The organism is Candidatus Magnetaquicoccus inordinatus (assembly GCF_004217665.1).
In the GTDB taxonomy this organism is placed as follows: domain Bacteria; phylum Pseudomonadota; class Magnetococcia; order Magnetococcales; family Magnetaquicoccaceae; genus Magnetaquicoccus; species Magnetaquicoccus inordinatus.
Genome location: NZ_RXIU01000072.1, coordinates 1 through 15,140 on the forward strand (window position 1 = coordinate 1; position 15,140 = coordinate 15,140).

General features: G+C 52.6%; 2 protein-coding genes. Both read left to right on the forward strand.

All coding sequences use genetic code 11. The features are described 5' to 3' along the window. Window positions 1-50: 50 nt before the first annotated feature. Window positions 51-13,577, forward strand: coding sequence for a putative Ig domain-containing protein (locus EJP87_RS07210; RefSeq protein ID WP_227657509.1), 13,527 nt, complete (start codon window positions 51-53; stop codon window positions 13,575-13,577). Between the two features lie 222 nt (window positions 13,578-13,799). After that, on the forward strand, window positions 13,800-15,140 hold a 1,341-nt coding region (locus tag EJP87_RS07215), incomplete at its 3' end, for a cache domain-containing protein (RefSeq protein ID WP_130471189.1).

Below are 15,140 nucleotides of genomic sequence, written 5' to 3' on the forward strand. Positions count from 1 at the left end.
CTTTCAATGATGGCAATAGCGGAGCACAAGGTCAGGGTGGGGCGAAGAGTGTGACCCAGACTCTGGATGTTGCAGTGACTGGAGATGGCATTCACACCAATAGCGTGGCCCAGCTTGGCTCTTCATCCACACCTGCCCTTTTTGTGGAGAGTGGTCAGGCGGTTATTTTGAATGCCAGTCTGAGCGTGCACGATCCAGAATTGGACAGCGCCGATAACTATGCCGGAGCCACTTTGACTCTGCATCGTTTGGGTGGCAGCAACGCCTACGACCATTTTTCGGCCCCGGCCCTCTCTTTGCTCTCGGAGTTGAGCGAAGGCAGCGATTTGGTCTACAACACTATCCATATGGGTACGGTTACCCACAACAGTGGTGGGGAGTTGTCGTTGACCTTCAATAACAATGCTTCCACCTTGTTGGTCAACACCGTGTTGTCAATGCTCCAGTACAGCAACTCTGAGGTGCAACCGGCCAGCCAAACCATTCAGATTGAGGCGATTTTTAACGATGGTAACAGTGGATTGCAGGGGCAGGGCGGCGCCAAAGTGGCAAACACGCTGCTCGATGTTGCCGTTTCGGCACTGCCTTCCAACTTGGCAGGACAATTTACCTCCACTGTTGGTACTCTCTCTTCGGTCAACATTGCACTTGGCAAGGAGGTAACAGGTGCTGCTTTGGATCCAGTTTTTGCTGCGAGCAAAATTGTCGATGGATCCATAACGGAAGAGAATTGTCCAAGCGATTATTGGTTGACAGCGGGCCCTTCAGGTTCGGCTACCATCAATCTGGGTCAACTCCATGCAATCGGTAAGATTGAATTTTTGGATACCCATAACAGCTTTTATAATGATTTTACCACCAAAGATTGGACGCTGGAGATTCTCGACGCTGCACAGAGTGTTGTGTATACCGCCCAGGGAACGCAGAGTCAGTTGATCTTGTCGGCGGGTTCGACTCTGCCAGTCAACACCATCACCATTCCAGATGTCAGCGGCCAGTATGTCCGCTTCAATGTTATTAACTCCTGGGGGGTTGGTGGTGGTCTCAATGAGTTGCGGGTTTTTGAGATTAATCAGGATTCTGTCTATGTGGAGAATGGTTCGGCAGTGACCTTGGACTCCTCGCTGACCATTCATGATCCAGAGTTGGATGCTGCCAACAGCTATGCGGGCTCCACTGTGACCATTCACCGTCAGGGTGGCGCCAATGCCTATGACCATTTTGTGGCACCTGCCCCCTCAGCGCTCTATGATCTTATTGAAGGGGGTGTTTTGCTCTATAACGGCACCACCTTGGGTACGGTAACCCATAACAGTGGTGGCGAGTTGGTGTTGAGCTTTAATGGCAACGCGACCACCTCTTTGGTCAACACTGTTTTGTCGATAATCCAGTACAGTAATTCGGAGGTCGATCCGCTTCAACAAAACGTGCTGCTGGATGTCATCTTTAATGATGGCAATAGCGGTGCCCAGGGTCATGGTGGTGCCCAGAGTGTGACCCATACCATATCGGTGGCGGTAACTGGCGATGGGATCCAACAATTAAACCATGCCCCGGTTGTGGATAATGTGGTTGCTGATCAAACCGCTATTTTCGGGCAGAATTTTAACTTTGTCGTGCCGGGCAACAGCTTCAGCGACAGTGATTCCGCTGACACTTTAACCTATTCTGCCACTCTGCAGGATGGTTCGGCTTTGCCCAGTTGGTTGGCCTTCAATGCCTCTACCCATACTTTTAGCGGTTCTGTACCTGTTGATGCAGAAAATGTTGCCATCAAAGTCCGCGTGACCGATACACATGGTGCTTATGCAGAGGATAGCTTTGCTCTGAACATCTTGATGCAGGGTGTATTGCTGGATAGCCCGGTGCAGGGGATCGAATATCAGACCGCTACCCAGACCGGCATAACCGGGACCGGTGGCAGCTTCTCCTATGCGACTGGGGAGACGGTAACCTTCTCGTTGGGCAATATTGTTTTGGGCTCTGTTGTCGCTGGTGAAGTGGTGACCCCACTCAATCTGACCGATGGCAATATGACGGCTGCCGGCAATATCTTGCGTCTGCTGCAGACCCTCGATAGCGATCAAAACCCCGACAACGGTATCACCATCAGCCAGGCTACCCTGGATCTGGCCAACGCCATTTCCGGCAGCGTTAATCTGGCAGACAGCGATCTGTTCAGTAATGTGTTGCTGACCGATCTGTTGTCCGGGTTGACTCCGGTGAGCGAATCTGCCGCCTGGAGCCATTTCCGGAGCAACTCCTGGGTTGATGTGCTGCGTGCGGCCAGCATGAACGGGGGTTCGGAAGCGGAATCTGTGACAGTGGACAGCACAGGGGGTATCTATGTCACCGGCAGCTTCTGGGGTTCAGTGGATCTGAATCCGGGTGATGCGGTGCAAGCAACGATCACAACCCATAACGGCAGTGATGCCTTCCTGCAAAAATTTGACGCTTCTGGGCAGTTGCAGTGGGCCAAAACCCTGCAGGTGTTGGGCAGTGGTCATGTCGATGCCGGGGAAGCGGTCATCGTTGAAGAGGGAGGCCATGATGTTCTCTATACCTTTGGACAATTTTCCGGAACCCTTGACCTCAATGGCAACGGCTTGGTGGATGCAGGCGATCTGACCAGTTCCTTGAGCGGCGGCCATCCCGGCAATGATCTCTATATCATCAAACGCGATATCACTACCGGCAACGTGGTTTGGGGCAGCGTGGTGGGTGATGCTCGCAATCAGGATGGTGGTTTGTTTGTCGCCGATGCCCAGCAGGGTTCGGGTTCGCTACTCGGGACATCGCAGTGGGTCAACAGTGATGGCAGCATCGGGCATGAACTGTTTCTCCATTCATTGACTCTGGCCGATGGTTTGACCGCATCCAGCGATGATACCATTGCCTGGTCGCTGGCCGATGAGATCAATACCGCTAAAATGGTAGCGGGTCATCTCTATCTGGGTGGGGAGTCGGCGCTTTCTCTCAATCCTGGTCAAGGTTATGTTGCCAATATTGATTTAAGCACCGGCAGTGAGAGTTGGCGGGCCAATTTTGAAGGGCAGTCCGGTGTCAGCGATCTGGCCATGGATGCCGATGGCCATCTGTATGTGGTCGGCTCGTTTGTCGGTAGTCTCACCTTCAATGTTGGCACAGCCAATGTACTTACCCTGCAGGCAGGTGGTACAGGACATCGTCTCTATGCTGCGCAGATTGACAGCACTGGCGAGGTGGTGTGGGCGCATGGTGTTGGTCTGGGGGCGAGCGGCTATGAGGTGGGTGAAGAGTTTTCCATGACTTTGGTGGATAATACCCTGCAGATTGCTGGCGGCTATAAAACAGCCACCATGGCGGATAATGCTCTGCTGGTCAGCCTGAGCCTGCAGGATGGTCATCTGCTCAATGAGACAAAATTTGGTGGCAACGATAATGAGCAGATTCAGGATCTGGTGAGCGATGCCCATGGCAACCTGCTTCTGGTAGGCCAGGTTGGCGAGGATAATGATTTCAGTACTTTGACTGGTGATGCCCATGGCATTGCTACCGGTACCTCTGACTCTGCCTTCATCTTGAAAATGAATGGCGCCACTGGTCATATCATCAATACGCTGGGTAGTCATATCGCCATCCATGGCATTCCTGCTCTGGGTCATACCCTGACTGCTGAGATCTCCTTGCAGGATCTTGGTGTGGCAGAAAGTGTTGCTTATCAATGGCAGCACTCCACAGATGGCAGCACCTGGAATGATTTGTCTGGTTCGACAAGCCAAACTGTGGAATATAAGCCGACGACGGCTGGAGAGTATCTGCGTTTGCAGGTGACGGTTGGCAGCCAGGCGCCAATCTACAGCGAACCGACCTTGGCGGTCGCCGCTATCAACCATCCTCCAGAGGTGCAGGATTTTGTGCGGGTGGGCAATCAGGGTGAGGCCATCACCTTCTCCCTGCAGGATTTTGCTTCCCGTGCCATCGATCCCGATTGGATGAGTGGCAACACCGATCCTTTGGCAAAAATTCGTATCACCGCGTTGCCGGATGCCGATGCCGGACAACTGCTGCTCAATGGCAACCTCTTCTCCGTGGGCCAGGAGATCCTGCTTGCCGATCTCGACAATCTGGTATTTGTGCCTCAAGGCTCTTTCCATGCCGCAACCCATTTCAGTTGGCAGGCCTCTGACGGGGAGGGTTGGTCAACTGCTTCGGCGTTAACCACGCTGGTTTTGACGCAGACCCCCTCCAGCGCTGATGCTGTTGGTTTTGCCCGTATGCAAACCCTGGCTGACAGCAGCAGTGGCTCCAAAGGCAATGCGGTGGTGGTGGATGCTGCCGGCAATATCTTTGTGGCTGGAACCTTCCATGGTTCGGTGGAGATGGGCAGCGATACCCTTACCAGCGTAGGTGATAGCGCGTTTGTCCAGGTCTATAGCGCGGCAGGAGTCTCTTTGGGGGCGTTGCCGATTGAAAATGCCGGTGGCTCGATCCAAGTGCATAACATGCGTGTGGTCACGGAAACAGTTTCCGGTGTCAGCCATGAATATCTCTATGTGGCCGGCAACTTTACAGGTACTTTGAATCCTAATGAGAGCAATAGCGAGCTGATTTTGACCAGTGAAGGTACCGATCTTTTTGTGGAAAAACTGGAGGTGACAGGCACTGGTTTGCTCCCCGTATGGGCGCAAAATCTGGGTGGGATGGGCGACCAGGATGGGCGGATAGTGCGTGCCGACAACACAGGAGTGATCATCGGTTGGGGGGATCAGAGCGGAACAGCAGGTGGTACATCTGGCAGTCTGGCTCATTTGATCAAATATAATGCCGATGGGACACTCAATTTTAGCGAGCAAACCATCACTGATGGTGCTGCCAACGATACCATCAATGCTTTGACCATGGACCGAGCCGATACCAATATCGTGATGGTGGGTACGCACCAGCAAACCGTCCAGGGACAGACGCAACTGGTTCCCTTTGTCGATAAAATATCCTTGAGTGGCGGTCATTGGTATCAACTTTTGGATGATGTGGTGCACAACTCCACGAGCAATGCCACGGCAACGGCAGTCAGTGTGGATAAAGCCAACAATATTTATGTCTCTGGTATCAGCCAAAATGGATCGTATAGTAACATCTATATCAGCAAGTTGGATGGCAGCGGCGATCAAAAATGGCAAACCCAGACCGGTTCTGGCGCCACCGCTTTCAGTGATCGTGTCTCCAGTGCCATGGATAATGATGGCAACCTCTATGTTGCTGGCAGCTTTACCGGCATGGCCGATTTTGGTGAGGTGTTGACCAGTAGTTCCAGCAACGCCTCTGATATTTTTGTGGTCAAGCTCGATTATGCCGGAACCGTGCAGTGGGCACGTGCGCTGGGTGGGGATGGAGCCGACAAGGTTGGTGGGCTGACTGTCGATAGCGCTGGCGCCATCTATGTGACGGGTCAAGCAAGCGGGGTTGCCGATCTGGATCCCGGTCTGGGTACGGTACAGCAAGATGGTGCCGTTGGTGAATATAGCTATCTGGTCAAGCTCAACAGTGCCGGTTTACTCGACCGTCTGCCGCAAGGTGGTGTCAGCATCTCCGGTTCGGCGATGGTAGGTCAGCAACTGTCGGCCAACACCAGCACCTTGAGTGATGCCGATAATATTTCTGCCCCAACCTACAGTTACCAATGGCAGTTCCAGGATAGTCTGGGCTGGGCCGACATCAATGGCGCCACATCCAGCACCTTTACCTTGAATACCAGCGAATTGGGTCGGGTGATCCGGGTGGTGACCAGCTTTGTCGATGGACATGGCGTGACCGAGTCGGTGGCCAGCAATGCTACCGCCTCGATTGCTCCGACTCCAGTCTATCAACCCCCGGTTTTGAATGGTCTGGATGCCTCGGTGCACACCACTCTGAACGGTGCAGCGGTGACCCTCTCTCCCTCGTTGACGGTGGCCGATTCCGACAGTTCGCAGTTGAGTTCTGCAACCATCTCCATCTCTTCGGGTTGGGATAGTGGAGATCTGTTGGCAGTAGACTCCCCAGGTTCACTCACTGCCTCCTATAACAGCAGTAGCGGATTGTTGACTTTGAGTGGTGCGGCCACTCTGGCGGAATATCAGAGCGCCCTGCGCAGTGTCACCTTCCAGTCGGCAGACCTGACCGGCACTCATACGCTGGCCTGGTCGTTGACCGACAGTTCGGGAACAATCAGTACCCCTCTGTTTATGTCGGTGGTAGTTGATGCACCGCCGCCGAGCAACCAACCGCCTGTTTTAACCGCATTTACACTGCCTTCCAGCAGTGTCAATCCAGCAACGGTGGCCACTTTCAGCTTTGCTGATCTCACATCCTTGAGCAATGCCAGTGATTCCGATAGCAACGACAGTGTCAGCGCCTTCGTGGTCAAGCAGGTGAGCAGCGGCACTCTGTTGATCGGCATTTCGCAGATGGATGCCGAACCCTGGTCTCAAGGTAGCAACGATGTGATTGACGCCAATCATATTGCCTTCTGGAGCAGTGACTCTGCGGCCAATGGTCAGGTTTCTGCCTTCACAGTAGTGGCACGCGATACCCATAACGCCGAATCGACTACGCCTGTGGCCTTTGCTGTGAATGTGATGCTGCCGGATAGTGTGGGTGACTCGGTGAATACGGCAAGCTCTCTGCCTATGGATAGTTTTGTGGATGGTTTGATCAATACCGACGGGGATCATGATTTTTATGCCGTTTCCTTGCAGGCAAACAACTCCTATCGCTTCCAATTGCTGGGGGTGCAGAACGGTGTAAGGACCTTGGCCGACCCGGTGCTCGCATTGTGGAGTTATTCAGGCGGTACGCCTACAATGCTTGCCTCTAATGATGATTTTAACAACTTGCCCGATTCACAACTGGATTTTATTCCTTCCCTGACCGGTACCTATTATCTGGATGCTGCCAACTTAAACGCGATCAATACCGGAGGCTATCGTTTGAGCGCCGTTGTAATGGATCATGCGCCAGTGCTGGAGATTCCGGTAACCAGCGTGAACTATTCGGTCAACAGCTCTGCCGTTATCTTGGCTCCTGCCTTGACTGTGATTGATCTGGATGGGGATATGATCTCTTCGGCCACTGTGCAGTTTACTAGTGGTTTGCAGAGCGGAGATGCTTTGACATGGGCAAGCTCTTTACCGGCAGGTATTACCGCCTCATATAACACTACTTACGGTACCTTGACCTTGACCGGTGATGCCTCGGTCGCAGATTATCAGGACGCCTTGCGCACGGTGGGTTTCCAAGGCACGGCTCCGGGGAGTCATACCTTCGACTGGTCGGTTGCAGGAATAACAGCTTTAAGCAGCAGATGGATCAGCACCTCTCTGGAGGCTGTTGTCGACAATAGACCGACGTTGAGCGCATTCTCGCCCTTTTCCGGTTCGGTTCCTGCCGGGACGGCATTCAATGTTAGCTTCAGTTCGTTGTTGAACAATGGCGACGAAGCCTCAGCCAATAGCACGGTCAATGCCTTTGTGGTTGATTCGGTTACCTCTGGCACGCTGTTGATCGGTTACAGTTTTGCTACCGCCACGCCGTGGGCAGCAGGTAGCAACGATGTCATTGATGCAATCCATGATGCCTTCTGGATTAGTCCGGACAGCGCCGATGGTTCGACCAATGCCTTCAACGTGGTTGCCCGCGATGGCAACAGCTTGGAGTCGGCAACCCCGATTGCCGTGCCCTTGTATGTGGTACCCACTGCAGAGGTGGGGAGTTCTACTGGGACCGCCGGTTTGATTGTGCCCTCCGCCACTTTGAATGATACGGTTACCATCTCTGGGATCATCGATTCGGATACGGATCATGATTGGTATGCAATCACTTTGCACTCGGGTGTACGCTATCAGTTTGCATTGCATGGTGTGGGTACGGGATCCAACAGCTTGCCAGATCCCTATTTGCGACTGGGTTCATCGGATCCGATGATGGGCTTCATGAGTGTTGCTTCCAATGATAACCTGGATGGCAATACCACCGATGCCATTTTTACCTATTTTTCAACGCAAGATCGCAAGCTTTACCTGGATGCTTCCGCCTCTACCGCCTCCACACCAGTCGGTGGAACCTATACCTTGAGTGTGACACCGATTGAAATTGTCAATGCCGCACCGGTGGTAAGTTCGTCTACATCTTATGTCAACTATAGCGAAGGTGGTGCACCGGTTCTGCTCAATAGTGGCTTTACGCTCTCTGATAGCGACAGCACGCAGTTGTCGATGGCTAATGTGAGCATCAAAGGCTACATTCCAAACAGCCAGGGACTGGATCAACTCTCCTTTGCTCCTGGAAATGGTTATGACAATGCCGGAACCTGGAATGTTGACCACAGCGAGCTGACTTTCAGTAATATCAGTGGTACAAATATCAATGGTGTTTGGAATAGCCAGTATGGTTTCCTGTCTCTTTCCGGAACCGCTTCGCTTGCTGATTATCAGGATGTGTTGCGCAGTGTGCTCTACGCATCTGGCGATGCCACGACCACGGCTGATCGTGTGGTGCAAATCGGTGTGATGGATGTTGGGCAAAGCACCAGCAATGTGGCTTCATCCACCTTCCCAATGGCTGTTGTACACACCACCGGTAGTGATGATGCAGCAAGTCTGAGCAACAGCGGAGTGCCGGCAGTCTATACGCAAGCCAATGAACCGGCTGTTGTTTTGGCGCCACAGCTCGCCATCACCGACTTGGACAGCAGCACCATCAGTGGCGCAACAGTGCGCATCAGCAGCAATTTGCATAGTGGTGATGTTCTGGAGGCGAGCGCCCTGATTGCTGGTATTACCCAGAGCTATGACGTGGTCAATGGTATTTTGAGTTTAAGCGGAACCGCTTCCTTGGCCGATTATCAAGGTGTCTTGCGTTCAGTTACCTTTGGCAGTGTCACCATTGCGCAGCATCAGATTGAATGGATTGTCAATTCCGGTGGGTTGAGCAGTAACACCTTGACCACCACCGTGGATCTGATCAGTTCAGTTGCTTTAAGCTCCCTGGATGGCAGCAGCGGTTTTCGCTTGCATGATCCGCCCCCGCCTTACACCTCCACTATTGTCTCATCGGCGGGTGATTTTAATGGGGATGGCTTTGCCGACATCATTGTGGGTACGCCCTATGCGAACTCCTATTATGGTGGTGCCTTCTTGCTCTTTGGCTCGGCTTCTGGAGTGGGGGGATCCTCTTTGGCACTGAGCAATCTGGGAACCCATGGTTTGGAGCTTACTTCCGTTTTCAGCTTGAACGCCAACTTGGGTTATTCTGTCAGTTCTGCGGGCGATCTCAATGGCGATGGTTTGGCTGATCTGGTTGTCGGTGCTGACAGAATGGAGTTCAATGGTTATTCCAATAGCGGAACCGCCTATGTCGTTTTCGGCACTTCTTCGACCGCATCTATTGATCTGGATGCTTTGAATGGCAACAATGGTTTCTTTGTCGAGGGGTTTGCTGCTGGTATGGAGCTTGGTCATGCCGTGCAGAGTGCCGGTGATGTCAATGGCGACGGTTTTGCCGATCTGCTGGTTGCGGCTCCTGGAAGCGATCGTGATGTAATGACTGATCAAAGCGGTTCTGTCTATATTGTCTTTGGCAAGAGCGGTGGTTTTGCCTCTTCTATTGATCTGAGCAACCCGGATGGTAATACACTCTTCCGCCTGGATGGTTATATTGCTGAAGATAAAGTGGGCTTCTCGGTTGCTGCTGCCGGTGATGTCAATGGCGATGGTTTTGCGGATGTGTTGGTCGGTAGCCAATCAGGTGCAAGCTATCTGCTTTTTGGCAAAGGCGAAGCTTTCTCCGCCACGCTGGATGTTTCTGGTCTGGATGGCAATACTGGTTTCCGTATGGATGGAGGGGCGTATCATGCAGCCGGCTTCTCAGTCAGTTCAGCCGGCGACTTTAATGGTGATGGTTTTGCCGATCTGTTGATTGGTGCGCCATCATTACCGAACTCAGGTGCGAATGATTTTGCCTATGTGGTTTTTGGCAAAAGTGGAGGTTTTGCGGCAACCCTTGAGCTGACCTCTCTGACTGCCAGCGATGGTTTTCGTCTTACTGTGGGCAATACGGTTGACGATTTTGGCATTGCGGTATCCAAGATCGGCGATTTTAATGGCGATGGTTATGACGATATTCTGGTATCTGCCGATTCTGCCGATCCCAATGGTGTGACCAGTGCCGGTTCCAGTTTTGTGTTATTTGGTCATGGCACCAACAGCGCAACCGGGATTACCTTGACCAGTTTGGCACCAGCAGCCGGTTTCCGTCTGGACGGCAGCATAGCCAATGATCAAAGTGGTTATTCGGTGAGTGGCGCTGGCGATGTTAACGGTGACGGCTTTGCCGATCTTCTGGTAGGTACCTTTGGGTCTGGCAATAGTTATGTACTGTATGGCCATGCCAACAGTGGCTCCTCGGTGCTGGTCGGCGATGTGTATACGCCTACCAACAATGTGGACGAGCAGTTTATTGGTGGTAGCACTTCATCCACAGAACAGCACATCGAAACCGGTGGTGGTGCCGATGTGGTTCATGCTGGCGCGGGCAATGATACCATCAAGGTTGCCGATATGAACTTCCGTCTGATTGATGGGGGTGCCGGGATCGATCAATTGCAGTTGGATCTGTCGGGATCGGTTCATCATACAATTGATCTGGCTGAACTGAGCGGTCGAGTGCAAGGAATAGAAAAAATCCATCTCTGGAATGGTGAAAGCACCCTGATTATCTCCGCTGTGGATGTGTGCAATCTCTCTGATTCCAGCAATATCTTGACCGTGGATGGCAATATCGGACAGGTGGAGCTGGTTGGGTTGTGGAACGCCAGCGGTAGCTACTCAGGTGATTTTGGTGTGAACTATAATGTCTATACCAGTGGGGCTGCCGTGCTGCGTGTTGTCGATACGATGCAGGTTCATTATGCCGTGCAGCAGGTTGATTTTACCACCAACTCGATCTTTAACGCCGATGTGGTCGGACAGAGCAGTGAAGTGCAGCAAGTGAACGGGCAACCAGCCATCGTCAATGCCAATTCCGATAGCTTTGACGGTGCAAGCAGTGTGTATATTACCAACGCGGTGGCGTATGACCATATGCTGGATGGTGGTCTTGCCGATGATGGCTATTATGCCGCCAATGCCGATCATCCGGTTGTTCTCTTGAAAGCAAACAATAGCTACTTCGGTGATAATGCTTTGCAGGTAACCGAAACCCAGACCGCAACACAAGCCCATTCGGTCAACTTGAATGTGCAGGATGGTGTCTATGATGTCCTGCATGTGTTTGCAGCGGCTGGAAATCTGGTGAGCAATACCGTCACCAATTTTCATGTGGTGCTGCATTATGCTGATGGCAGCACGGAAACCTCAGCCAGTGCTGCCCTGCTGGATTGGTTTGAAACATCAACCGCTCCTGATGTGTATACCTTGATCAGTGGTATGAATCGTGGTGATGGCAGTGCAGTGAATGCTGGCGTTGGCGCGGCTGTTTTTGGTTATACCTTTGCAGTGGATGCAACCAAGGAGTTGAGCAGTTTTGATCTGGTCACCGAAGATGTGGATAGCAATGCAACTGTGAACTACATGGGAGCGACTCTCTCCTATCAATCGGTTGCTAGAGCCAGCGATCATAGTGGCCCGACTTTGATGAGTTATACCGCCGAGCAAAGCGGCACTGAGGTCATTCTGACCAGCAACATTACCCTCCATTTTAATGAGTCATTGGCGGCGTTGAGCGGTGGTACAGTGGTGTTCAGTGATGGTGTACATGCTGATGTTACTATCTCCTTGACCGACAGCAGCCAGGTAACCATCCAGGGCAGTGATATCATCATCAACCCAACGGATAACTTGCTCTCCAACAAGATCTATATTGTGACCATGGATGGTGCTTCTTTGTCGGATCTGCAGGGCAACCGTTTTGCTGGTATCAATCCAGAGGTAGTGATGTTTAATACTGTAAATAGCGGTGGGGATCCGTTGGTCCTGGATCTGGATGGCAATGGCGTGACCCTGCAAGCTATTGCTGACAACACCCGCTTTGATATGAATGCAGATGGTTTGGCCGATCGTGCTGGTTGGTTCAGCCAGGGGGATGGTGTGCTGGTGGTGGATGTCAATGGCAATGGCCGGATTGATGGCATCCAGGAGATGATCTCTGAACATTTTACCAGCAATGTCTCCTCCAGCCTGTCGGCATTGGCTACCCTGGATGCAAATGGTGATGGTCGTATCGATGTCAACGATGCCGCCTTTGGCCAATTGCAGGTGTGGATTGATGTCAATCAGGATGCAGTCTCTGCAACCGCCGAGCTGCACACCCTGCAGGAGTTGGGAGTTGCGGCTCTGGATCTGAACCTGGATCGTGAGGCAGGGCGCATCGATCATGGCAACCGCATCACCGGCATGGCTGCAGTGGAATTTGCTGATGGCCACAATGCACAAATGGCTGAGGTGGAGTTCAGCTTTGTCGATGAGGCGGATGTTGCTTCCATCGAACAGGTGACCCATGCTCTGGTCAACCATGAGGGCGACAATTGGGAAAGTGATGCCCTGGCTGAACTGGTCTCCCGCGCCCTGGCTGCCCGCGATGGCATGGGAGCCAGCCATGTGGTCTTTGGTCATGCTTCCAATTTTGATAGCCCGTTGGATATTCCCAGCCTCGATGGCAAGAGCGGTTTCCGTCTCTATGCTGCCGATTCCATTGTGGCCGCCGCAGGCGATCATTTGGGAGAGGCGCATGGCGATATGCTGCTGGGTTCGGGGGCGAGTGATGAGCAGGTGCAACAACTGCTCTTTGGGCACGACAACGGATTTGCCTCCATGTTGGATGCGGCCGGATTGGATGCCCTGCACACCTTCCGTCACGAAGCGACAACCATGCAGGCTCTCCCGGATATGCTCGGTGGACAAAGCGAGGAGTGGGTGACAGGCGGCAGTGTGCAGCAGCAGTTTGACAGCTATCCCAGCGCGGCTCTGGCTCTCTCGCATCTGGCAACCCTGGATGGGCAGCAGAGCGGGCTGGAGCTTGGCAACAATCTGTTGCTGCCACAGCAGCAAGGGTTTGATTCCCTCCATGCCACAGTGCACGATGCTCTGAATGATTTCAACCCGCTGGCGCTTCCGAGTGGGACGCCCGCCGATTCTGTCAGCCACAACGATGCGGCAGTCGCTCAAGGGGAGCAGGGACCGGCCCAGGAGAGCACTGCCTGGCAACTGCTCGATGATGGCGTTATCCTGGATACCAGCCATTTACTGGCTCAGGCAGCACAGAATGGCCAGCAGGCACAATACTCTGCCAGCAGCGTGAATGTTGCTGATCTGCTTGACTTTTCTGGCAACAATCATCCCTTCCTGGCCCAAGGCGAGATCGGCGATACCATCCACCTGCAGAATGCCATGGATAGCCTTTTGGCCAGCAACGGTACCGTCTTGCTGGGCAATGACAGCACTGCTGTCGATAGCATGAGTCAGAGCAGTGTGGCTGCCGAATCCTATGTGCTCCAGCACGCGGTGGATACACTTCAACCCCTTTTGGTGGGTTCGGAGATTGTGTTCAACTTCAGCAGATAATCACATAGTTTTATCGGCCTATTAAAATATCTTTCACAATCAGGCTCCAGGGAGTATACTTCTCCCTGGAGCCTGTTTTTTTTGTATCTCTGCTTTTGTGTTGCGCGCTGAGTGGGAAGGGTATAGCTAAATATATAACTTAAGATAAGTTAATTTTGCCATATTGCCTTTTTGGTTATACAAGGAGCGTCAGCCAACCGTTCGCTTAAGGGAGATGTGTCGATGAATCAATTGGGATTAAGAAGTCAAATAGGGATGTTGGTGGTCGTGGCCATAATGAGCCTGCTCTCACTCAGCGGTTTTACTCTGTTGGCAGAACGCGATGGCTTGTTGGAGGATAGACGCAGCAAAACCCGTAATTTGGTGGAAACGGCCTATTCATTGCTTGTCTATTATCATGATTTGGCAGGCAAAGGGGTGCTGACCGAGGAGGCGGCGCGCGCTGCCGCCCGCGAGGCGATCAAGCGCTTGCGCTATGAAGAAAAAGATTATTTCTGGATTAACGACTATGGCCCAGCCATGGTCATGCACCCCTTCAAACCGGATCTGGATGGCAAGGATCTCTCTGGATTCAAGGATCCCGCAGGTACCGCCTTGTTTGTGGAGATGGTGCGGGTGGTCAAGGATAAAGGGGCTGGCTTTGTCAGCTATCTGTGGCCAAAACCAGGCCAGCAGGTGCCGGTCAGTAAGATCTCTTATGTCAAAGGGTTTCAGCCGTGGAATTGGATTGTCGGTTCGGGAATCTATATCGACGATGTTGAGTTGGTGATGCAGCAACGCCTCAAGCAAATTGGTTTGACGGCAACAGTGTTGATGGTTGTCTTAAGCCTGGTGGCGCTGGCCATTATGCGTTTTATTGATCGGCAAATCGGTTGTGATCCGCGCTTGATCAATGATATTGCCACACAAGTTGCCAAAGGATCTCTGAATAACTCTTTGTTTATGCAAACAAGTTGTCGTACCGGTGCGGTTGTATCATTGAAAAATATGGTTTCTCGTTTGCAAACAATAGTCGGCTCCATACAGACCATTTCTGGAAATTTGCTCGCCAAAAGCCAGGAATTTTCCGACAATGCCGCCTCAATCAACAAGGGAGTGGCAACCCAGGAGAGCGGTTTGGCCAACACCTTTAGTGCCATGGAGGCGATAGCCGCTGCCACCAGAGAAAACAGTGCCAGTGCCACACAAACCGGTTTGATTGCTACTCAGGTGGCACAAGAGGCGGAAAAGACCGGGCAAGCCATGGACAGTACCGTGCAGGCTATGCGTGATATTGCCGGCAAGATCTCCATCATCGAGGAGATTGCCCGACAGACCAATCTGCTGGCCTTGAATGCCGCCATCGAGGCAGCACGGGCTGGAGAACATGGCAAAGGATTTGCCGTAGTGGCCGCCGAGGTGCGCAAATTGGCGGAACGTAGCCAAATTGCTGCAGGTGAGATCGGTCAACTTTCGGTCAGCAGCATGGGTATCGCCGAGCAGGCCGGTGCCATGTTGCGCTCCTTGTTGCCCAATATTCAACAAACCGCCGCATTGGTCGAACAGATTGTCCATTCCGGAGCG